This is a genomic window from Sphingobium sp. OAS761 (assembly GCF_024168485.1).
GTDB lineage: Bacteria > Pseudomonadota > Alphaproteobacteria > Sphingomonadales > Sphingomonadaceae > Sphingobium.
Genome location: NZ_JALJVY010000014.1, coordinates 1 through 20677, shown reverse-complemented (window position 1 = coordinate 20677; position 20677 = coordinate 1). Strand labels below are relative to the sequence as shown.

At 65.0% G+C, this 20677-nt stretch carries 20 protein-coding genes; 17 read left to right on the top strand and 3 right to left on the bottom strand.

Translation table 11 applies throughout. The features are described 5' to 3' along the window. Position 1 precedes the first annotated feature (1 nt). From dapA to J3E64_RS17420, 7 genes are all read left to right on the top strand, one after another. A complete protein-coding gene (gene dapA / locus J3E64_RS17450; RefSeq protein WP_253344320.1) occupies positions 2 to 880 on the top strand; it encodes a 4-hydroxy-tetrahydrodipicolinate synthase in 879 nt (292 codons plus the stop codon). Between the two features lie 45 nt (positions 881 to 925). Further along, positions 926 to 1408, top strand: a complete 483-nt coding sequence (gene smpB / locus J3E64_RS17445) for an SsrA-binding protein SmpB (protein WP_253344319.1) — start codon at positions 926 to 928, stop codon at positions 1406 to 1408. Beyond that, positions 1405 to 1998 (top strand): DUF2062 domain-containing protein, encoded by a 594-nt coding sequence (locus J3E64_RS17440; RefSeq protein WP_253344400.1) that lies wholly within the window; start codon positions 1405 to 1407, stop codon positions 1996 to 1998. The genes smpB and J3E64_RS17440 overlap by 4 nt, the downstream gene beginning before the upstream one ends. 46 nt (positions 1999 to 2044) lie before the next feature. Next, positions 2045 to 4468, top strand: coding sequence for an ATP-binding protein (locus tag J3E64_RS17435; protein ID WP_253344318.1), 2424 nt, complete (start codon positions 2045 to 2047; stop codon positions 4466 to 4468). An 83-nt stretch (positions 4469 to 4551) separates the two neighbouring features. Continuing rightward, complete coding sequence (locus J3E64_RS17430) at positions 4552 to 4908, top strand: response regulator (RefSeq protein ID WP_253344317.1); 357 nt, start codon at positions 4552 to 4554, stop codon at positions 4906 to 4908. Between the two features lie 154 nt (positions 4909 to 5062). Continuing rightward, positions 5063 to 6136 carry a recombinase RecA gene (gene recA, locus J3E64_RS17425; RefSeq protein WP_301287347.1) on the top strand — a complete coding sequence of 358 codons (1074 nt, stop codon included), beginning with the start codon at positions 5063 to 5065 and terminating at the stop codon, positions 6134 to 6136. Between the two features lie 241 nt (positions 6137 to 6377). Continuing rightward, complete coding sequence (locus J3E64_RS17420) at positions 6378 to 7175, top strand: transglutaminase family protein (protein ID WP_253344315.1); 798 nt, start codon at positions 6378 to 6380, stop codon at positions 7173 to 7175. On the opposite strand, the gene J3E64_RS17415 is transcribed toward J3E64_RS17420, so the two are convergent. Next, positions 7172 to 8494 carry a lipopolysaccharide biosynthesis protein gene (locus tag J3E64_RS17415; protein WP_253344314.1) on the bottom strand — a complete coding sequence of 441 codons (1323 nt, stop codon included), beginning with the start codon at positions 8492 to 8494 and terminating at the stop codon, positions 7172 to 7174. The genes J3E64_RS17420 and J3E64_RS17415 overlap by 4 nt on opposite strands. A gap of 114 nt (positions 8495 to 8608) precedes the next feature. On the opposite strand from J3E64_RS17415, the gene J3E64_RS17410 reads away from it, so the two are divergent. The 7 genes from J3E64_RS17410 to J3E64_RS17380 all read left to right on the top strand — a co-directional run bounded on the left by J3E64_RS17410 (position 8609) and on the right by J3E64_RS17380 (position 17207). Further along, on the top strand, positions 8609 to 9385 hold the full coding sequence (locus J3E64_RS17410; protein WP_253344313.1) for a sugar phosphate nucleotidyltransferase: 777 nt from the start codon (positions 8609 to 8611) through the stop codon (positions 9383 to 9385). A 71-nt stretch (positions 9386 to 9456) separates the two neighbouring features. Beyond that, positions 9457 to 10293: an ImuA family protein gene (locus J3E64_RS17405; protein ID WP_253344312.1), complete on the top strand. Its 837-nt coding sequence runs from the start codon at positions 9457 to 9459 to the stop codon at positions 10291 to 10293. After that, positions 10178 to 11758 carry a DNA polymerase Y family protein gene (locus tag J3E64_RS17400; RefSeq protein WP_253344399.1) on the top strand — a complete coding sequence of 527 codons (1581 nt, stop codon included), beginning with the start codon at positions 10178 to 10180 and terminating at the stop codon, positions 11756 to 11758. Before J3E64_RS17405 ends, J3E64_RS17400 begins: the two co-directional genes overlap by 116 nt. After that, positions 11755 to 15345: an error-prone DNA polymerase gene (locus J3E64_RS17395; RefSeq protein WP_253344311.1), complete on the top strand. Its 3591-nt coding sequence runs from the start codon at positions 11755 to 11757 to the stop codon at positions 15343 to 15345. The genes J3E64_RS17400 and J3E64_RS17395 overlap by 4 nt, the downstream gene beginning before the upstream one ends. A gap of 32 nt (positions 15346 to 15377) precedes the next feature. Beyond that, complete coding sequence (locus tag J3E64_RS17390) at positions 15378 to 15716, top strand: helix-turn-helix transcriptional regulator (protein ID WP_253344310.1); 339 nt, start codon at positions 15378 to 15380, stop codon at positions 15714 to 15716. Next, positions 15713 to 16204, top strand: coding sequence for an SRPBCC domain-containing protein (locus J3E64_RS17385; protein ID WP_253344309.1), 492 nt, complete (start codon positions 15713 to 15715; stop codon positions 16202 to 16204). Before J3E64_RS17390 ends, J3E64_RS17385 begins: the two co-directional genes overlap by 4 nt. Before the next feature lie 88 nt (positions 16205 to 16292). Then, positions 16293 to 17207, top strand: a complete 915-nt coding sequence (locus J3E64_RS17380) for a dienelactone hydrolase family protein (protein WP_253344308.1) — start codon at positions 16293 to 16295, stop codon at positions 17205 to 17207. A 58-nt stretch (positions 17208 to 17265) separates the two neighbouring features. Here the strand turns inward: J3E64_RS17380 and J3E64_RS17375 are convergent, their stop codons facing one another. Together J3E64_RS17375 and J3E64_RS17370 are read right to left on the bottom strand one after the other, a co-directional pair. After that, the gene (locus tag J3E64_RS17375) at positions 17266 to 17802 is read right to left on the bottom strand and encodes a peroxiredoxin (RefSeq protein ID WP_253344307.1); all 537 of its coding nucleotides are present in this window, start codon (positions 17800 to 17802) and stop codon (positions 17266 to 17268) included. A 16-nt stretch (positions 17803 to 17818) separates the two neighbouring features. Then, entirely contained in the window at positions 17819 to 18208 is a 390-nt protein-coding gene (locus J3E64_RS17370) for a VOC family protein (RefSeq protein WP_253344306.1), read from the bottom strand. Positions 18209 to 18301: 93 nt separating this feature from the next. On the opposite strand from J3E64_RS17370, the gene J3E64_RS17365 reads away from it, so the two are divergent. The 3 genes from J3E64_RS17365 (at position 18302) to J3E64_RS17355 (ending at position 20539) form a co-directional block, all read left to right on the top strand. Continuing rightward, positions 18302 to 18808: a hypothetical protein gene (locus tag J3E64_RS17365; RefSeq protein ID WP_253344305.1), complete on the top strand. Its 507-nt coding sequence runs from the start codon at positions 18302 to 18304 to the stop codon at positions 18806 to 18808. 43 nt (positions 18809 to 18851) lie between these two features. Beyond that, positions 18852 to 19922, top strand: coding sequence for a DNA replication/repair protein RecF (gene recF, locus J3E64_RS17360; RefSeq protein WP_253344398.1), 1071 nt, complete (start codon positions 18852 to 18854; stop codon positions 19920 to 19922). A 104-nt stretch (positions 19923 to 20026) separates the two neighbouring features. Then, a complete protein-coding gene (locus tag J3E64_RS17355) occupies positions 20027 to 20539 on the top strand; it encodes a CHAP domain-containing protein (protein ID WP_253344304.1) in 513 nt (170 codons plus the stop codon). The last annotated feature ends 138 nt before the right edge of the window (positions 20540 to 20677 follow it).

Genomic DNA, 20677 nt, shown 5'->3' with positions numbered 1-20677 from the left:
CATGTTTTCGGGCTCGATTCCGGCTCTGGTCACCCCGTTCCGCGACGGGACGATCGACGAGGCAGCCTTTCGCGCTTTCGTCGACTGGCAGATCGCCGAAGGATCGACTGCGCTCGTGCCCTGCGGCACGACCGGCGAAAGCGCGACCATGACGGTCGAGGAACATAATCGCGTCATCGCCATCTGCGTCGATCAGGCAGCCGGTCGGGTGCCGGTGATCGCCGGCTGCGGATCGAACGACACGCGAATCGCGCTGGAACATATGTATGCCGCGCAGGCCGCCGGCGCCGACGCCGCGCTGGTTGTCGCGCCCTATTACAACAAGCCCAACCAGGACGGCGTCTATCGGCATTTCGCCTATCTGGCAGAGCGGTGCGACCTGCCGATCATCCTGTACAACGTACCCAGCCGGACTATCACCGACATCGGCGTGCCGGTGATCCATCGCCTGTCCGAGGAATATCAGTCCGTCGTCGGCATAAAGGACGCCACCGGAAATCTGGGGCGGGTCACCGCGCAACGTTTGGCCTGCCGCGCCGACTTCTGCCAGCTTTCGGGCAATGACGAGACGGCTCTGGGATTCAACGCGATGGGCGGGCAGGGGTGCATCAGCGTGACCGCCAATGTCGCCCCGCGCCTGTGCGCCGATTTCCAGAACGCGACGGCGGCCGGCGACTGGCACGGCGCGCTCGCGCTTCAGGACCGTCTTTATCCGTTGCACGACGCGCTGTTCAGCGATTCTTCACCGGGGCCTGTCAAATATGCTCTTACCCGTGTGCGGCCCGACATGCCCGGCGGCGTGCGCCTGCCGATCACCTGGCCATCGGAATCGAGCCGCGCGGCGGTGGATCGCGCGCTGGAGATCGCCGGTCTGGTATGAGACGGCCGAGGCCCTATATATAGAGAATAGAGTAGTTACTGCATCATGGCCCGCCCCCGTCCCGAAACTTTCGACAAGAAGAAGATCGTCGCCGAAAACCGGCGCGCAAAATTCGAATATTTCCTGGAGGATGTGTTCGAGGCCGGTATCGCGCTGCAAGGCACGGAAGTGAAGTCGCTGCGCTTTGGCGAAGGCAATATCGCTGAAAGCTATGCCGAGGTGAAGGGCAACCAGGTGTGGCTGGTCAACAGCAACATCCCCGAATTCAGCCATGGCAATCGCTTCAACCACGAACCCAAGCGCCCCCGCAAGCTGCTGCTCCACGAGCGCGAGATCGCCCGGATGCACGGCGCGGTCGAGCGCAAGGGGATGACGCTTGTCCCCTTGTCCATCTATTTCAACGGACGCGGCCGGGCCAAGGTGGAACTGGCGCTTGCCAAGGGCAAGAAGACGCACGACAAGCGCGAGACGATCAAGGAACGTGACTGGAAGCGCGACCAGCAGCGCATCATGAAGGCGCACGGCTGATGAGTCGTTTGACCCGCTGGTGGCACGCCAATTGCCCGACCCGCGAATCGTTGGAACAGAGCCGTGTGCTCGCGCCGGTCGCTCACCGCGTGCTGGAACCCTCGCTGTGGCGCTTCACGCGCCGATCGGTCCCGCGCGGCGTGGCACTGGGCCTGTTCGTTGGCATCTTCCTGCTCATCCCCGGGGTTCAGATCGCCGGCGCGGCCCTGCTAGCGCTGCCGTTCAGGGCCAATATCCCCGTCGCTGCGGCGATGACATTCCTCTCCAATCCCGCGACCACGCCGCTCATCCTCATGATATCGGTATGGCTCGGCAACTGGATATTGGGCCGTAGCGCCGATGCCAGCGGCTTCATGGCACTGGTCGACGGCCATGCCTCGATCAGCCAGTGGACGGCCTGGCTTCTGTCCGAGGCTGCGCCGGCCATGTTGTTGGGCCTCTTTCTCATTTCCTGCGCCAGTGCGATTGTGGGCTATGTCATCGCCGACCAGTTCTGGCGCCGCCGCATGGGCCGGAAATGGCGGCAGCGCAAATTGAGGATTGGCAAGCCCAGCGAAAACAGCGCATTGGAGGAGGTCGCTCCCGTCTGAGGCCGGGACGACTGGAACCATTGTCGAAGCAGGGGGAAGGCCGGTCATGGCGACGCGGCTGAAAAGAGAAGAGGAAATGTGGCTGGCGCAGCCACCTTCTCGTCTCGCCCTTCCATTGCTCCTTGGCGCGGCGCTAATGTCGGCCGGCCTAGTCTTCTACGCGGCGGACAGCCTGCCGCTGGCGGCGGGTTTCGGCGCCGGATTGCTGGTCATCGCCGCGCTGATGAGCTGGTATCGCCGGCTTTATTCCGACCAGACCGCCGACATGGAAGCGACGCCGGACTGGACCATCGCCCGCGATGCCGCCGATGCTTCGAAGATGGCGATCGCGGTCACCGATCGGGCCGGTCGGCTGGTGTGCGCCAGCGACCAGTTCGGCGAATGGTTCGCCGGTTATCCCGCGCCGCCGTCGCTGACCTCCGACGCTGCCCTGACCGACAGCCTGGCGGCCGCAGCGCGTGCCGCCTGGCGCGACGGCGACGGGCGGGTGGAAGGGGTGCCGCAGGGCGCGCTGCGTCTGGATGTCGATGTCAGCCGCACCGGCCGGTCGGAGGATTATCTCCTCTGGCGCTTCACCCCGGTGCGCCAGCCCAGCGCCATTGAGGATGTCCAGCGCCTCCTGGTGGGCGAAGCCGGACGGCAGATGGGCGAAGCAGGCATAATGGCGGTGCTGATCGGCGGGGAAGGGCGTGTTCGTGCGGCCAATGGCGCCTTCCTGCTACGGGCGGCGGGCCGGGTCGACGCCAATATCACCGGTCGGGATTTCGCCGCGCATATGCGCGTGGACGACAAGGGGCGACTGTTCCTGGCGCGCGAGGAAGGCGGCGGCCTGCCGCTGCGCCTGCTTCAGGTGCCGCTGCGCCGCGCGAGCCAGCCGGGAAACGGGACCGCACCGGCGCAGGATGGTCCGATGCTCCTGCTCCTGATCGACGAGCCGGCGGGTGGCGGCGGTACATCTGCGCTTTCCTATATAGAAACGTTGCTTTCGCTGCTGCCCTTCGGCCTGGCTATGGCGGACCGCGACGGGCGCGTCCTCTTCCTCAACAAGGCGTTTGCGCGAGCAGCCGGCGTCAGCGCTGGGGGACGGCCCAGCTATCCCGGCGACCTTGTGGTGCGGGAGGACCAGGCCGCGGTCGCCGACGCCGTGCGCCGTTTCGCGGTCGGGCCGCAAATGTCGGGCGACATCGCCGTGCGGCTGCGCAACCAACCCGACGATCCGATCGCGCTCAGCCTTGCGGGCGTGCGTGGCCTGGGCGAGGCGGCCGTCTTGCTCAGCCTCAAGGACAACAGCGAGGAATCGCGCCTCAAGCGCCAGGTCGCGCAGGCGACCAAGATGCAGGCGATCGGCCAGCTCGCAGGTGGCGTAGCCCATGATTTCAACAATATCCTGACCGCGATCATCGGCCATTGCGACCTGATGCTGATGCGACACACGCCCGGCGACAGCGATTATGACGACATCCAGCAGGTCAAGTCGAACAGCAATCGCGCGGCCGGCCTGACGCGGCAACTTCTCGCCTTTTCCCGCCAGCAGACGCTGCGGCCGCAGATTTTGCAGTTGCCCGACATCGTATCGGACGTGTCGAACCTACTGAAGCGGCTACTGGGCGAAAACGTCCGGCTGGAGGTCAGCCATGGCCGCAATCTGGGCGCCGTGCGCGCCGACCCGGGTCAGCTGGAACAGGTGATCGTCAACCTTGCCGTCAATGCCCGCGACGCCATGCCCGAAGGCGGCACGCTCAATATCCAGACCTATGGCGTTGCCGCCGCGAAAGTACGGGAAATGCGCCAGCAGATCATGCCGACCGGCGACTATACCGCCTTGCGCGTGTCCGACACGGGGCTCGGCATTCCGCCCGACATATTGGCCAAGATCTTCGAGCCCTTCTTCACCACTAAGGAACTGGGCAAGGGAACGGGCCTGGGCCTGTCCACCGTATACGGTATCGTCAAGCAGTCGGGCGGCTACATCTTCGCCGAGTCCGAACTGGGCCGGGGTGCCAGCTTCGTCATCTACCTGCCTGTATATAAGGGCGCCGACGTGGAACTGCCGGTGCCGGCCAAGGCGCCGGTGCAAAGGTCGGAAACCTGGGGCACCGGCACCGTGCTGCTGGTCGAGGACGAGGACATGGTGCGGGCGGTGGCCGAACGTGCGCTCACCCGGCAGGGATATAAGGTGCTGACCGCCAATGACGGCGAGCAGGGGCTGGAGGTGCTGGCCAGCGGCGAGGCAATTGACCTGCTCATTTCCGATGTCGTCATGCCCAATATGGACGGTCCCGCGATGGTCGCGCGGGCACGGCACAGCCATCCCGACCTGCCGGTCCTTTTCATGTCGGGCTATGCCGAGGAACAGTTGCGCAAGTCCATCGACATTGCCAACGTCGCCTTCCTGCCCAAGCCCTTTTCCGTCAACCAGCTGGCAGAAGCCGCACGAGACGCCCTGGCGATGCGACCAATGGTGGAGTGAGGTTGCGCTGAATCAATCTGAACGCTCTGGGCAATCGGACGCCGATCAGCTAGCGAGTCGACCGAACTTTAAGGAATCCGGGCATGTCTGACGCGAAATCCATCCTGATCGTCGAGGATGAGGCGATGATCGGCATGATGTTGGAGGATTATCTCGACGCGCTGGGCTATCGTCTGCATGCCGTCGTCGCCAGCGTGGATGAAGCATGCGATCACGCCCGGCAGGGAGGCTTCGACGCCGCATTGCTCGATTGCAACCTTCAGGGCGAAAAAAGCTGGCCAGTCGCCGACCTGCTGATGGAACGCAACATTCCCTTCATTTTCGCGACGGGCGGCATGGCCGATGACGTGCCCGCCGACTATGCGAGCCACCCCACTCTGGCCAAGCCCTTCACCATCGGATCGGTCGAGCGCGCACTCGGCAAGGTCCTGGGCGCCTGACAGCGGCGGCGCCGGCGCGTTGGCCGCGATGCGGGCGCGTGCGAAATAAAGAATAGGAAAATTCCGTTCCCCTCTTGTTCCACGAGAACAAACAGGATACATGGTCGGCACGCGCCGGGGAATCGACGCGATCCGCTTGACAGGGGATAGACCGATGACCGCAATGCTCCAACTTATCGATTCCAAGAAGACGGGAACCATGGACAGACAAAAAGCATTGGAGGCGGCGCTCGCCCAGATTGATCGCGCCTTTGGCAAGGGTTCGGCGATGAAGCTCGGCAGTCGCGAGAAGATGGAGATCGAGGCGATCTCGACGGGGTCGCTTGGCCTCGACATCGCGCTCGGCATCGGCGGCCTGCCGAAAGGGCGGATCATCGAAATCTATGGCCCGGAAAGCTCGGGCAAGACCACACTTGCGCTTCATGCCATCGCCGAGGCGCAGAAAATAGGCGGGACGGCGGCCTTCGTCGACGCGGAACATGCGCTCGACCCGGCCTATGCGAAGAAGCTCGGCGTCGATATCGACGAACTGATCGTATCCCAGCCAGATACCGGCGAGCAGGCGCTGGAAATCGTCGACACGCTCGTTCGCTCCAATGCCATCGACGTGCTGGTGGTGGACTCGGTCGCCGCGCTCGTGCCCCGCGCGGAGATCGAGGGCGAGATGGGCGACAGCCATGTCGGCCTTCAGGCGCGCCTCATGTCTCAGGCGTTGCGCAAGCTGACCGGTTCGATTTCGCGTTCCAAATGCATGGTGATCTTCATCAACCAGGTGCGCATGAAGATCGGCGTCATGTATGGCAATCCCGAAACCACGACCGGCGGCAATGCCCTCAAATTCTACGCCTCCGTCCGTCTCGACATCCGTCGCACCGGCCAGATCAAGGACAGGGACGACATTGTCGGCAATTCGACCCGCGTGAAAGTGGTGAAGAACAAGGTCGCCCCGCCTTTCAAGCAGGTCGAATTCGACATCATGTATGGCGAAGGAGTCTCCAAGATCGGCGAGATTCTGGATCTCGGCGTAAAGGCCGGGATCGTCGAAAAGTCGGGCGCCTGGTTTTCCTACGATTCGATCCGCATCGGGCAGGGTCGGGAAAATGCCAAGACCTACCTCAAGGAACATCCCGAAATGGCGGACCGGCTGGAAAAAGCGATCCGCGGAAAGACCGAGGAGGTTGCGGAAGGGATGATGACGGGATCCGATGCGGAGGATGATGGAGAATAAGCCCGGCGCCGCCGTCCGGCCGGATCAGCCGGTAGGTGGCCCGTTGTCTTCTCCCGCCTTGCGCATCACGCTCTGAAAAGGCCTGCCGCCTTGCGCGGCGGGCCTTTTACCGTGGGAAACGACGCAGAACGGTCGAAGTCGGGCGGCTTGTCCTATTCCCTTGCGCAGTGCCTGCGGGGTCGCGATGCTGCGCGAACGGGGGGTTCGACCCTGTTCCTCCTCTCCGAAAGGCCGGTTTCCGATGCGCCTCGCGATCGAAGCAATTCTAGACTATGATTTCACCGAACCCACCGATGTCCTGCTCGCGGTCGAGGCCGCGGCCCTGCCCGACCAGAGGATCGTCGAACAGTCCCATGTCATCGACAATGCCGGGCCGCTGACCAACAAGGTCGGCGGTAGCGGCGTCGGCCGCCGGACCTGGACGCGCACCGGCATGGGCCGGATGGTAAGCAGCTATCGTGCCACGGTGGAGGTGGAGCGCGCACCCGTGAACCTGGCCAGCCTGTCGCGTGGTCCGCTGTCCAGCCTGCCGGAAGATGTGCTGCCCTTCATATGGCCTAGCCGCTATTGCGAGGCTGACCGCTTCGGCAGTTTCGTCGGCGGTCATTTTCCCGATCTCGCCGACGGTCCGCTGGTTGCGGCGCTGGTGCAGTGGGTTCGGGACAATATCGCCTACGTGCCCGGCAGTTCCGGCGTCAATACGACCGCTGCCGATACCTTCGTCGCGCAGCAAGGCGTGTGTCGCGACTTCGCCCATCTGACGGCCGCGCTCGTCCGCTCGCGGGACATTCCTGCCCGGCTGGTTTCGGTCTATGCCCTGGGACTGGAGCCACCCGATTTTCACGCGGTGGTGGAGGTATGGCTTGGCGGGGCCTGGCATCTCGTCGATGCGACCGGCCTGGCTCCCGTCGAAACGATGGTGCGGATCGCCGTGGGCCGCGACGCGACCGACATCGCGTTCATGACCATCTTCGGCGGAGGCCAGATGAACGCCCAGTCGATCAGCGTCCGTCAGATCGAAGGGGAAGGCGACGGCTAGTCCGGCTTCCTTGCGCGCACGGCCCCGCGGCTGGCAAGGCTCATCATCGCGAATCCGGCGAGCGCGGCGACGACATTGGCCGTGGCCGCGCCCTTCGTGCCGTAAAGCGGCAGCAGCGCCGCTTGCAGGCACAGCAGCAGCAGCGTCGCGATGAAGGTGATGCGCAGCGACAGCCCGGCCCGGTCGGTCGCCATCAGCAGTGGCCGGTAGCTGACCCCGATCAGGTCGACGCATGCCGCGATGCCCAGCAGCAGCAGCAGCGGATAGGCAGGCAGAAAGTCATCGCCCGCGACCAGTCCCAGCAACGGGCGGCCGATGGTGAGGATCAGGGTGATGATGACCGCGCCCGCCAGCAGGGCCAGCCGGCTGGTGCGTCGGAACAGTGCGTCCAGCGCTTCTGCGCCGTGGCTGGACTGGGTGCGGGACAATTCGACGAAGATGCTGCGGGAAAGCAGCCCGGAAATCTTGGTCAGGGCATTGGCGAGTTGGTTGGCGAGCCGATAGAGGCCCGCGCCTGCAGGCCCGACGAACCCGCCCACGATCAGCACGGCGACCTGCTGTCCCATGGAGGTCAGCGTGGTTTGCAGGTTCGTCGCTGTCAGGAACCCTATGATGCCGGGATTTTCCCGCCGCGCGTCCAGTGCCCGTCCCGCCCGCCAACTGCCGATGCGCGATCCCCCCACGCGCAGCGCCAGCCACCAGTAGCTTGCCGCGCACAGCAGTTCGGCCGCGCCCCAGGCGATCAGGAAGCCGGTAATAGTCGGGATCAGCGCCAGCGCGGCGGCGGCACCGGCCATACGGCCCACCGGAATCATCGTTTCGGCGACGGCGGCGGAATCAAACCGGTCGAACAGGCGCAGCACCCCGGTCGGCGATGAGCGGATGGTGACCATCATCACCATGCAGAACAGCCAGACCTGCCAGCCCATGCCTGGCCCCAGTTCCAGCAGATCGCCGAACAGCAGCAGGATTAGCGCTGCGATCAGTCCGCCGGCCAGGGCGGAGGCAAGGTCGATGAGAATGCAGAAGCGCAGCACCCGGTTGACCGCGTCGCCATTGCCGTCAGCAAGATGGGTCTGGCCATAGCGCACCACGATCTGCCAGCTGTCGAAGCTCACCAGCGTCTTGATGACGTTGGCGGCGCTCAGCACCAGGGCGAAGCGGCCGAAATCGGCGACGCCCAGCGTGCGGGTGACGATCGCCAGATAGGCAAGGCTCAGCACCGCGCCGACGCCTTTGCCGCCCAGCAGCCAGCCGGTATTGGCCAGGATGCGCGCGAAGCCGTCTCCCCCCGCACCCGATCCACGCTTGAACTTCACTTGACGACTGGCCTTTCGCTGGATGCCGGACATCCGGCGGGGCCTATCTAGGCGCATGTGCGCCTTTCTTGAACCCGCCTTTTTTTCGGCCGAATTAGGCTTTAAGGGCCGGCCATGACCATCAACAAAGCCATCATCCTGTCGGCTGGCCAAGGCTCCCGCCTGCTGCCTCTTACCCGCGACATTCCCAAATGCCTGATCGATTTCAACGGACGCAGCCTTGTCAGCTGGCAGGTGGCGGCGCTGGCGGCGAACGGCGTGACCGACATCGTCGTGGTCACCGGATTTCGTACCGAACGGGTGGAGGATCATGCGCTGCAACTCTATCGCGACACCGGCGCGCGCATCCGGACCCTGTTCAACCCCTTCTTTCAGGTCGCCGACAACCTGGGCACCTGCTGGATCGCGCGGGAGGAGATGGATCGTGACTTCATCATCCTGAACGGCGACACGATCGTTTCGGACGAGATCGTTGCTCGGCTGATCGCCGGTGCGCAGGATGCGATCACCGTCACCGTCGATGTGAAGCCCGGGGGCGAATATGACGATGACGACATGAAGGTGAACCGGGATGCGAGCGGGCGCCTTCTGTCAATCGGCAAGCGGCTGCTGCCGCCGGACACCAATGCCGAATCGATCGGTATGCTGGCCTTCACCGGAGAAGGTCCGGCGATTTTCCGTAACCAGATCGACCAGATGATGCGCACGCCCGAAGGTGTCGAACGCTGGTATCTGCGCGCCATCGACATCATCGCCAAGGGCAATCGCGTCGGAACCGTCTCGATCGACGGGCTGGACTGGCAGGAGGTCGATTTCCCGCAGGACGTGGATGCCGCCCATGCTTTGACTGAGCGCTGGGTGGCTGAAGGGCGTTATTCCCGCCAGCCATAGCCGGGCTGGTTGCCGCATGGGCGATTGACTTGGCCCGCTCATGCGATGAAAAGAACAAATAGGGAACAATTATGGCCGATTCGCATCACAGTCTTGCCGCTTTGAAGCGGCAGATCGCCGCGCTGGATCGTGCACCAGCGCGCGCGATGCTGCGCGTGCCGACAGGGCATGGCGGGCTGGACATGGCATTGGGAGACGGCTTGGCGCTTGGATGCGTGCATGAGCTGTTCGGTGATACCGGTGAAGATGGCGCGGTGGCGGGCCTGGCCCTGCTTTGGGCCTGGCTGGCGGCTGCGGGCGCGCCGGTGCTCTGGCTCCGCACGCAGGGCGCGGCCCGCATCGGTGGCGTGCCCTATGGTCCGGGATTGGCGGCGCTGGGCCTTGACCCCGAAATGTTGCTGACCGGCGTCATGACAGACGATGCGATGGTGCTGCGGGCGGCCATCGATGGATTGCGCTGTCAGGCGCTGGGCGGTGTGGTGATCGAATTGCGGGGGCGTGCGCCCTTGCTCGACCTTACCGCCAGCCGGCGGCTGGCGCTGGCCGCGGAAGCATCGGGCGTCACCGCGATGATCGTGCGGCTGGATGCCACGCCGGTGCCTAGCGCGGCCGAAACGCGCTGGCATGTGGCCGCTGCCCCGTCCGTGCCGCTGCCGGGCAACGCGCCGGGATCGAGCGCCTTCGACCTAACCCTGCTGCGCTGTCGGACGGGGCGGGACGGGCAGCGATGGCGGCTGACATGGGATGGGCAACGGGGGAGTTTTGGAGACTGGGTCGATGAACGCCATGATGATGGACAGCGAAGCGACGACAGGCCCGCGCCGTTATCTGGCGCTCTTCTTCCCCTTCCTGCCGGTCGACCGCCTGCGGATCATGCAGCCCGGTCTGTGGGCGGACGGAGGGGATGAACCGGCCGTCCTGGTGGAGGCGGTGCGCGGGGCGATGCGACTGGCGGCGGTCGATGCCGAGGGGCTGACGATCGGCCTGACGCCGGGCATGACCCTGGCCGACGCCCGCGCGCGCGAACTGGGCCTGCGCGTATTCGATGCCGATCCCCATGCCGATCAGGACTGGCTGGAGCGCTTGTGCGACGGTTGTACCCGCTACACGCCCAGCGCGGCGCCCGACGGAGCGGACGGGCTGATACTGGACATCAGCGGTTGTGGCCATTTGTGGGGCGGAAACGAGGCGCTGGCCGCCGATGCCGCCGGACGGCTGGAACGACACGGGCTGCATGTACGCCATGCCATCGCCGGTAGTCCCGAAGCGGCGCACGCGCTTGCCCGCTTTCCCGGTCCGCCGGCGCGGGACGAGGATGCGGCGGTACGCCGGCTGCCGGTCGAGGCGCTGGGGCTTGAAGGCGACAATGCGGTGGCGCTGCGCCGTGCGGGGCTGCGCACGGTGGGCGATCTTGCCGCCCGGCCCGCCGCCGCGCTGGCCGCGCGCTTCGGCGAGGAAGCGGTGGAGGCGCTGCATGCGCTGCTGGGCCTAGGCCATCGGCCGCTCAGCCCCCGCCGCCCGCGCCCTGCCGTCCGCATCGACCGCCGTTTCGCCGAGCCGCTGGGCAGCACCGCCTATGCGCTGAAAATCCTGGAGGAGATGGCGGCCGAGGCGGGCGAGCGGCTGGCCGAGCGGGGCGAGGGCGGACGCCGGTTCGAGGCGGTCTTCTTCCGCAGCGACGGCCTTGCCTTTCCGCTGCGCGTCGAAACCAGCCTGCCGGTGCGCGATGCGCCCGCGATCCTGCGGCTGATGCGCGAACGGATCGATGCCCTGTCCGACCCGATCGATCCGGGCTTCGGCTTCGACATGCTGCGGCTTACCGTGCTGCGTGCCGAACGGCTCGCCCCCACGCAATTGGCGCTGGAAGGGGGGGAGGCGCGACGGGACGATACGATAGCCGCCCTGGTCGACCGCTTGTCGATCCGCGCCGGCCGCGCGCATATCCAGCGATTGATGCCCTGCGACAGCCATGTGCCCGAACAGGCGCAACTGGCCTTGCCCGCGGTGCAAAGCCGGTTGCCGGCAAGCTGGGAGGCGGCCGGCGCGCCGGGCGATCCGCCGGTACGTCCGCTGCACCTGTTCGATCCGCCCCAGCCGATCGAGGTGGTGGCGCAGGTGCCCGATGGCCCGCCGCACCGCTTCCGCTGGCACCGCGCGTTGCACGACATCGTCCGGTTCGAGGGACCGGAGCGGATCGCGCCCGAATGGTGGCATGCGAAGGACGGCGCGACCGAGGGCGATAGCATCGGCCTCACCCGCGACTATTACCGGGTCGAGGACGCGCGCGGGCGGCGCTACTGGATTTTCCGTCATGGCCTCTATGGTACGGAAGCGACGCACCCGGACTGGTATGTCCATGGCCTGTTCGCATGAGCGCCGGGCGCAAAGGGGGCTACCCCGACCCGACCAGGCCGAAGTCGATCGACCAGCGGGAACGCGATGCGCTCGATGGCGTGCCTAAAAGGAAAAGGGCCAAGCTCGTTGCGCCGTCTCCGTCAAGGGATGTGCCACCCTTTGCAGAGCTGGTGGCTGCGACCAATTTTTCCTTCCTGCGCGGCGCTTCCCATGCATCGGACATGGTCGGCCGGGCGATGGAGCTGGGGCTTGCCGGAATCGGCATTGCCGACCGCAATACGGTCGCAGGGGTGGTGCGGGCGCATGTGGCGCGAAGAAAGGCGCCCGAAGCGATGCGCGCCGCCCTGCTGGAGGCGAAGGAGCAGGCGGGCATGCCGCCGACGCTCGATGATGAGGAAGAGCGTGCATGCCGGGTTGACCTGCGCCTGATAGTGGGCGCGCGACTGGTGTTTGTCGACGGCACACCCGACATCGTCGCCTATCCCGCGACCCGGCGCGGCTGGGGTGAACTCACCAAGTTGCTGACGGTCGGCAATCTGCGTTCGGTCAAGGGCGACTGCATCCTCCATTATGCGGACCTGACCGCCTATCTGGACGACCTGTTGATGATCGTGCTGCCGGGCTCCACCGCGACGGTGCAGCGCGCGCATGACTGGCCGGTGGACTATGAGCATGAGGACCGCCTGCCCGGCGAGGTGATCCGTCAGGGGCATCTCAGCCTTGTGCCCCCGACGCCGCCCGCCGGTCTGGAGGACCTGCTTGTCCGCCTTTCACGTCTCGCGCCGGGTCGGGTCTGGCTGGGCGCGGCATTGCGGCGCGACGGACGCGATGCCCGGCGGCTGGCCGGCTTCATGGCGCTGGCTTCGGGCGCGAACGTGCCGTTGCTTGCGACGATGGACGCGCTTTATGCCAGCCCCGCGCAACGCCCGTTGCAGGATGTGCTGAGCTGCGTTCGCGAGGGCACGACCCTTGCCGGGGCGGGGCGACGGCTGGAGGCGAATGCCGAGCGGCATATCCATGATCCTGTCGAAATGACGCGGTTGTTCCAGGCCTGTCCCGATGCCGTGGCGGAAACCGTGCGCTTTCTTTCCCGCGTGCATTTCACGCTCGACCAGCTTCGCTACGAATATCCGCATGAACCTGTCCCCGAAGGATGGACCGCGCAGCAGTGGCTCGAGGAACTGACCATCAGCGCCGCCCATGCCCGCTACGGGCCGCACATTCCCCACGACGTCGCCAACTTGCTGGACGAGGAATTCAGGCTGATCGCCGATCGCAACTATGCCTATTATTTCCTGACCGTCCACGACATCGTCGCCTTCGCCCGGATGCAGGGGATACTTTGCCAGGGGCGGGGGTCGGCCGCCAATTCGATGGTCTGTTTCCTGCTGGGCGTCACTTCCGTCGACCCGCTGAAACATGATCTGCTCTTTTCCCGCTTCGTGTCGGAAGAACGGGACGAGCCGCCCGACATCGACGTCGATTTCGAGCATGAGCGGCGCGAGGAGGTGATGCAGTATATCTATGACCGCTACGGCCGCCATCGCGCGGGCATAGCCGCGACCGTCATCCATTACCGGTCGCGCAGCGCCGTCCGCGAGGTCGCCAAGGTTCTGGGCCTGTCAGAGGATGTCGTCACCCGCCTGTCGGGCACGATATGGGGCAGCTATTCGCGGGACATGAGCGAAAGGCGCTTCGAGGAGGCGGGCTTTGCGCTGGACAATCCGCAGATGGTGCGATTGCGCACGCTCGTCGGCGAGCTGCTCGACGCCCCTTTCCCCCGCCATCTGTCGCAGCATGTCGGGGGTTTCGTGCTGACCCAGAACCGTCTCGACGAAACGGTGCCGCTGCATCATGCCGCCATGGCCGATCGGAGTTTCATCGAGTGGGACAAGGATGATATCGACGCGCTCGGCCTGATGAAGGTCGACATATTGGCGCTGGGCATGCTGACCTGCATCCGCAAGGCGTTCGACCTCATGCGTGCCAACGGACTAGGCGATCATCAGCTGACGATCGATCTCGATTCCGATGATGACGCCGTCTACGACATGCTGTGCCGGGGCGAGAGCATCGGCGTATTCCAGGTGGAGAGCCGGGCGCAGATCAACATGCTGCCGCGCCTGAAGCCCCGCACCCTCTACGACCTGACGGTGCAGGTCGCGATTGTCCGGCCTGGCCCGATCGAGGGCGACATGGTCCATCCCTATCTGCGCCGCCGCTGCGGGGAGGAGAAGATCACCTATCCCTCACCCAGTCCCGATCACGGGCCGGCTGATGAACTGAGGCAACTTCTGGGCAAGACCTTCGGCGTGCCGCTGTTTCAGGAACAGGCGATGAAGCTGGCGATCACGGCCGCGCGTTTCTCCCCGTCGCAAGCCAATCAGCTCCGCCGTGCCATGGCGACCTTCCGCAATGTCGGCACCATCCATCATTTCCGGGAAATGATGATCCGCGGCATGACCGAACGCGGCTATACGAAGGAATTCGCCGCTCGTTGCTTCAAGCAGATCGAAGGGTTCGGCAGCTATGGCTTTCCCGAAAGCCATGCCCTCTCCTTCGCGCGGCTGGTCTATGTGTCGGCGTGGATCAAGTGCCATCAGCCTGCGATATTCGCCTGCGCCCTGCTTAATTCGCAGCCCATGGGCTTCTATGCCCCCGCGCAACTGGTTCGTGACGCGCGGGAGCATGGCGTCACCGTCCATGACATCGATGTGAACATGAGCGACTGGGACAATGCGCTCGAACCGCTGCTGCGGTCGCGGCGGGGCGAACGGGGCGAAGGGCAGGGGCTGGCTCTGGCGCTGCGGCTGGGCTTTCGCCAGATCGACGGATTTCGCAAGCAATGGGCGGAACAACTTGCCGCTGCGCGGACGGAAAGCGGGTTGTTCGCCGGAATCGAGGATCTGGCGCGACGGGCGGGCCTGCCGGCGCGGGCGCTGCGGTTGCTCGCCGATGCCGATGCCTGCCGTTCGCTGGGGCAGGACCGCCGCACGGCCTTGTGGGAGGCGCGGCGCACCCCGTCGGACGAACTGCCGCTCTTCGCGGCGGCGCGCCGGCGCGATGGCGGGGTGCGGGAACTGGGCGAGGAACCGGATGCAAACTTGCCGGACATGCCGGCCGGCGAGCAGGTGGCGATTGATTATGCGATGACCCGTCTGTCGCTCAAAGGGCATCCGATGCAGTTTCTCCGCCCGGTTTTTGCAGCCGAAGGCGTGCTGAGCTGTGCCCAGACGAGTGCGGCAAGGCATGGCGCGCGGGTCAGGACCGCGGGCGTGGTGCTGGTGCGGCAGCGGCCGGGCAAGGGCAACGCGGTATTCATCACCATCGAGGATGAGACCGGAGTGACCAACATCTTGCTCTGGGCACGGCTATTCGAAATGCAGCGCCGTCCGGTCATGGCCAGTCGGCTGATGCTAGTGGAAGGGGAAGTGCAGCGGAGCAAGGAGGGGGTGGTGCACCTGATGGCGACCCGCATCCATGACCGCACGGGGGAAATGCAGCGGCTGATGCAGGCGGAAACATGCGAATCCCGCCCGCATCCCCGAACGGCCAGTCATCCGCGCCAGGTCCGGATATTGCCGGGATCGAGGGATTTTCATTGACCTGATAAGCATACATATGCATATGCATTATTATGCATGATGATATTTTCCTCGTTCTGGCCGATCCGACCCGTCGCAAGGTCGTCGAAGCGCTGCACGATGGCGAGCGGCAGGTGAACGACCTTGTCGAACAGGTGGGCATCCACCAATCCGGCGTGTCCCGGCATCTGCGCATCCTGCATGAGGCCGGCTTTGTCGCGATGCGACCCGAGGGCGCGCGACGCTTCTACCGGTTGGCGCCAGAGCCTTTTCAAGAACTGGACATGTGGCTCGCCCGATATCGGCGCTTCTGGGAGGCGCGCCTCGACAGGTTCGGTGTGGCGCTCGGGGCACGGCAATCGAAGCGGGCAGACGAAGGAGAGCAGGGATGACGGAAGAAATCGCGTCGAGTATCGTGATAGAGCGGATCTACAGGGCAAGCCTAGAGGACCTCTGGGCGCTTTGGACGACGAAGGAAGGTTTCCAGTCCTGGTGGGGCCCAGAAGGATTCCGTGCCGATGTGCACCGGATGGAAGGGTGCACGGGCGGCGCCCTGCACTATGACATGGTCGCCGACACGCCGGACATGATCGCCGCGATGACCGCCATGGGTCAGCCGGTATCGACCGCTTGCAACGGGCATTTCGCTGAATTTCGGGCGCCCGAACGCCTGGTATTGAAGCAGATCATCGATTTCCTGCCGAATGTTGATGCCTATGAAAGCATCATAGAGGTCGATTTCCTGCCGCAGCCCGGCGGATATGTGCGCATGGTCGTCACTCTGCACCAGATGCACGACGCCCGGACGACCGGCATGCAGCGGGATGGGTTCCTGAGCCAGCTTTCCAAGCTGGACCGGCGTTACGGATGGCGGTTGTAACGCCTTGTATTCAGGGGCAGCATGTCCGCTCTTCCGTTTCCCCGGCGATGCTCTACTTTGCCTGCGCCATGGGTAGAGGAGCAGGCCGATGACCAGGGACCGCAAAGACACCGACGGAGCGACGCCGCCGCGATTGCCCGAAGATCGCAACTGGGCGGACAGTACCGGCTTTCAGCGGCGTCACATATTGGCCGGTGGCGCGTTCGCTGCCGGCTTTGCGGCGGCATGCCGCCCGGTAGCCAGCAGCGCCGTGCAGACGCCGGGGGAAGGATTGCATGAAGAAAGCGTCACCATCGCCGCCAGCGACGGTTTCGCCATGCCCGCGTTCGTCGCAAGGCCGCAGGGCGACGCACCCGCACCCGTGATAGTCGTGGTGCACGAGATTTTCGGCGTGCACGAATGGATCCGCGACATGTGCCGCCGCTTCGCCAAGGCAGGCTATTACGCCATCGCGCCCGACCTGTTCGCCCGCCATGGCGACGCGACCAAGATCGCGGACTATAAGCAGCTGATCGGGACCATCGTGTCCAAGGCGCCCGATGCGCAGGTGCTGACCGATATCGATACAACCTATGCATGGGTTGGCGCGCAGGGCGGCGACGTGTCGCGACGTGGCATTACCGGCTTCTGCTGGGGCGGGCGGATCGTATGGCTCTATGCCTCGCGCAGCCCCGACCTGGACGCCGGTGTCGCCTTTTACGGCCGGCTGGTGACGGACAAGACCGAACTCCAGCCGCTGAGCGCGATCGAGGAGGTGGACAAGCTGAAGGCGCCTGTGCTTGGCCAATATGGCGCGCTGGACAAGGGCATTCCGGTTGCGGATGTGGACGCGATGCGGGCCGCGTTGACGAAGGCGGGGAAATCGCCGCCCGATATGATTACCGTGCATGAAGGCGCGGACCACGGCTTCATGGCGGATTATCGCCCCAGCTATAATGAAGCGGCCGCCAAGGCGGCCTGGGACGCGACGCTCGCCTGGTTCGGCAAATATGTGAAGGGGTGAGTTTTCGCGTCCGTACGTTCCGGCAGGGTGCCCGAAGCGCACGGACGCGGGATGTTGCTTATTTCCGCTTCATCGCTTCAACCGCCTCAAGCGTGCTCTTCACATGGCCGGCATAGTTCATCTCGCTATGGACGAAGGCGATGCGGCCCGACGGCGCGATGACATAGGATGTGCGGTCGGTCATGCCCGGCCGCATCTTCAGCGCCACGTCATATCCCGAAACGATGCCGGGTCCGGCTGACGCTACGGGGAATTTGCCCGCGCATTCCTTGGTGGAAAAGGAGACCAGATCGTCCACCGGGTCGGCCGACATGCCGATGACGGTTGCACCGGCCGCCTTGAACTTGTCGATATTTTCCGCGAATTCGCGCGCTTCGGCCGAACATCCCGGCGTAAACGCCTTGGGGAAGAAATAGAGCACCACCGGCCCGCGCTTCAGCTGGTGCGACAGGGTCAGGGTGAAGGGCTTGCCGGCCATCGCGCCGCGCGTGGTGAAATCGGGCGCCTTGGCTCCCACGGCGAGCGCCGCCATCGCCCCGCCGGAAGAAAATGTGGCAACGGCAGCGGCGGCGAGGATCAGGGGCAGGCGCTTCATATCGGGTTCCTTTGGCTCAGGGCACGGATGCGGGGGGTTCCCACAATTCGATCGCATTGCCCTCCGGGTCGTGAATGCGGGCAAAACGGCCGACCGCGGGATCGTTCCACTCGTCCTTTGTGATGATCGCAATGTCGGATGCGCGCAAGGCGGCAAGAAGGGAATCCAGCTCGGAAACCCGGAAATTCAGCATGAAAGCCTTGTCGGCGGCGAAATAGTCGCTGTCCGCCTTGAAGGGGGCGAACACCATCGGGCCGCCCAGTGTCTGCCACACCCATTCATTGGCCTGGGCATCGGGATCGGCGACGCAGCCACCACCGACATTGAGATGCGTGCGATACCAGGCGGCCAGCGCTTCGGGATCGCGCGCGCGGAAAAACAGTCCACCCATTCCCAGCACAGGCATGGCATCAGCTCCCTTTTTGCGGCGCAGCCAGGATAGCATGGCCTTGGGGCCGCGTCATCGGGAACCGGGCCGCGCCTGCCGGGTTCCCGTTCCATGCGCTTGTCGGCTGCCACTCTGGTCATGGTCCTGATACTCGCCGCTTGCGGCGGGGAAGATAATGGCGACAGTGACGGCAACCGCCGGCCAGGCGCGGTATCCAACATGCTCGATCAGGCGCTTCCCAACGCGCAGGATGTACCGACCCCAGCGAATGCGATCGATCCGGTGGAGCCCGCGCCGGCGATCAAAACACCGCCGCCCGCAACGGCCGGACTCGTGCCTGCGGCCTTTCAGGGGCGATGGGCCGGCCTCGATGACCGCTGCGGCGACAAGGCTGCGCCCATGGAATTGACGATCGCGGCCGATGAGCTGGTTTTTCACGAAAGCGTCGGCACGGTTAAGGCGGTGCGGAACGAAGCGGACGGTAAAGTCGCCGTCGATGCAAGTTTTACCGGTGAGGGGCAGAGCTGGACGCGTAGCCTGTCCATGGCGCTGGCCGCTGGCGGTCGGCGGCTCACCATCACCAACGACGGCGAAGCGGTGACGCGCAAGCGCTGCTGACGTACCCCTTTTCGTGGCGGGCGGTCCCCGCTACAGCCGCGACATGATCGGCCGCCTCACCCTGAGCGATTTCCGCAATCATGCGGACGCGCTGATCCTGCCCGATCATGCCTTCATCCTGCTGACCGGCGACAATGGGGCGGGCAAGACCAACATTTTGGAAGCGGTCTCGATGCTGGCGCCCGGTCGCGGCCTGCGCGGTGCGTCCTTGTCGGCGATGGCGCGGCAGGACGGGGCGGGCGGTTTCGGAATCGCTGCGGACGTGGACGGGGTGGTGCTGGGGACCGGCATCAACCCCGGTGCGCCCGAGCGGCGCCAGGTGCGGATAGGCGGCGTCACATCATCTGCCAATGCCTTGGCGGATCATCTATCTATCACCTGGCTGACGCCTGCGATGGACCGCCTGTTCCTCGACAGCCCCGGCGGCCGCCGCCGGTTTCTCGACCGCCTCACCCTGGCGCTGCATCCCGGCCATGCGGCACACAGCGCACGCTACGAAGCGGCCATGCGGGCAAGGAACCGGTTGCTGTCCGACGTGCGTCGCGCGGATCCGGCCTGGCTCGGCGCGCTGGAGGCGCAGATGAACGAGCACGGCACGGCGCTGGCGGCCGCGCGGGCAGATATGGTCTCGCACCTCAACGCCATGCTCACAGACCAGCCGGATGCGCCGTTCGCGCGACCGCTGGTGGCGATCGCGGCCGATGATGATGCGGGCGAGCCCCTCGATAGCCGGCTGGCGCGCGAACGGCGGCGCGACGCAGCGGCGGGCCGCACTCTGTCCGGGCCGCACCGCCACGATCTGTCCGTCATTCATGCCGCCAAGCGACAGGCCGCCGCCCTGTGTTCGACCGGCGAACAAAAGGCTCTGCTGCTTTCCATCCTGCTTGCCCATGCCGCGCTTATCGCGGGGCACCGTGGTCAACCGCCGGTGCTCCTGCTCGACGAAGTGGCGGCGCATCTCGACCCGCTGCGTCGCACCGCGCTGTTCGACCGGCTCGCCGCCACGGGCGGACAGATCTGGATGACGGGAACAGAATCCAGTCTTTTCAGTGATTTGTCGTCAGCTACCCGATTGACCGTAACCGCCGGTCACGTTTTCAGTTCCGCAACATAACGCGTCGACAAAACGATTCGTCGCCCGGCGCTTGTCGGTCAGGCCGCCGTCTGGCCTAAAGCCTCCATCGGGGCAAAAGCCTGAAAAGTCGGGGTCGCTATCACATGTCGGGTGGGTTTCGCGCGGTTTTCGCGTCGTTCATTCTTGCGCTCATGGCCATTATCGTTACGCCTGCGCAAGCACGTGGTCTCCAGTGCGCGCCGTTTGCGCGGCAAGTCTCAGGCATCGATATTCACGGCAATGCGAATACTTGGTGGGGCCAGGCGGACGGGCGGTATGCACGCGGCCATGAGCCCCGCGTCGGTGCCGTGCTGGCCTTTTCTTCCAGCCGGTCCATGCCGGTAGGCCATGTTGCGATGGTCAGCAAGGTCGTCGGGGATCGCGAAGTGTTGCTGACCCATGCCAACTGGTCGTATCGCGGCGGGATAGAGCGGGACGTGCGCGCCATCGACGTCTCGCCGAACAATGACTGGACCGACGTGCGCGTCTGGTACGGCCCGATCGGGGCGCTGGGCCTGCGGTCCAATCCTGCCAAGGGGTTCATCTACGCCGAAGCGCCGAAATCCCTGTCCCAGCCGGTACAGGTCGCCTCAGCCGACACGGCCGGCGGCGCATAATACCGCTTTTCGAGCGGTTTAACCTCTTCCTAAAGGATCGAGTCCTAGGCTCAGGACCCATTAAATTGCTTGTGTGAGGTGAGGTTGATTGATTCAATGGCGGTTCAAGGAGTGCTGCCATGAGTGATCTGATCTGGT

What these genes read in the sequence shown, in the direction of transcription:
- dapA (WP_253344320.1), top strand. Translation starts at nt 2, where the DNA reads ATGTTTTCGGGCTCGATTCCGGCTCTGGTCACCCCGTTCCGCGACGGG.
- smpB (WP_253344319.1), top strand. Translation starts at nt 926, where the DNA reads ATGGCCCGCCCCCGTCCCGAAACTTTCGACAAGAAGAAGATCGTCGCC.
- J3E64_RS17435 (WP_253344318.1), top strand. Translation starts at nt 2,045, where the DNA reads ATGGCGACGCGGCTGAAAAGAGAAGAGGAAATGTGGCTGGCGCAGCCA.
- J3E64_RS17430 (WP_253344317.1), top strand. Translation starts at nt 4,552, where the DNA reads ATGTCTGACGCGAAATCCATCCTGATCGTCGAGGATGAGGCGATGATC.
- recA (WP_301287347.1), top strand. Translation starts at nt 5,063, where the DNA reads ATGACCGCAATGCTCCAACTTATCGATTCCAAGAAGACGGGAACCATG.
- J3E64_RS17420 (WP_253344315.1), top strand. Translation starts at nt 6,378, where the DNA reads ATGCGCCTCGCGATCGAAGCAATTCTAGACTATGATTTCACCGAACCC.
- J3E64_RS17410 (WP_253344313.1), top strand. Translation starts at nt 8,609, where the DNA reads ATGACCATCAACAAAGCCATCATCCTGTCGGCTGGCCAAGGCTCCCGC.
- J3E64_RS17405 (WP_253344312.1), top strand. Translation starts at nt 9,457, where the DNA reads ATGGCCGATTCGCATCACAGTCTTGCCGCTTTGAAGCGGCAGATCGCC.
- J3E64_RS17400 (WP_253344399.1), top strand. Translation starts at nt 10,178, where the DNA reads ATGGACAGCGAAGCGACGACAGGCCCGCGCCGTTATCTGGCGCTCTTC.
- J3E64_RS17395 (WP_253344311.1), top strand. Translation starts at nt 11,755, where the DNA reads ATGAGCGCCGGGCGCAAAGGGGGCTACCCCGACCCGACCAGGCCGAAG.
- J3E64_RS17390 (WP_253344310.1), top strand. Translation starts at nt 15,378, where the DNA reads ATGCATGATGATATTTTCCTCGTTCTGGCCGATCCGACCCGTCGCAAG.
- J3E64_RS17385 (WP_253344309.1), top strand. Translation starts at nt 15,713, where the DNA reads ATGACGGAAGAAATCGCGTCGAGTATCGTGATAGAGCGGATCTACAGG.
- J3E64_RS17380 (WP_253344308.1), top strand. Translation starts at nt 16,293, where the DNA reads ATGACCAGGGACCGCAAAGACACCGACGGAGCGACGCCGCCGCGATTG.
- J3E64_RS17375 (WP_253344307.1), bottom strand. Translation starts at nt 17,802, where the DNA reads ATGAAGCGCCTGCCCCTGATCCTCGCCGCCGCTGCCGTTGCCACATTT.
- J3E64_RS17370 (WP_253344306.1), bottom strand. Translation starts at nt 18,208, where the DNA reads ATGCCTGTGCTGGGAATGGGTGGACTGTTTTTCCGCGCGCGCGATCCC.
- J3E64_RS17365 (WP_253344305.1), top strand. Translation starts at nt 18,302, where the DNA reads ATGCGCTTGTCGGCTGCCACTCTGGTCATGGTCCTGATACTCGCCGCT.
- recF (WP_253344398.1), top strand. Translation starts at nt 18,852, where the DNA reads ATGATCGGCCGCCTCACCCTGAGCGATTTCCGCAATCATGCGGACGCG.
- J3E64_RS17355 (WP_253344304.1), top strand. Translation starts at nt 20,027, where the DNA reads ATGTCGGGTGGGTTTCGCGCGGTTTTCGCGTCGTTCATTCTTGCGCTC.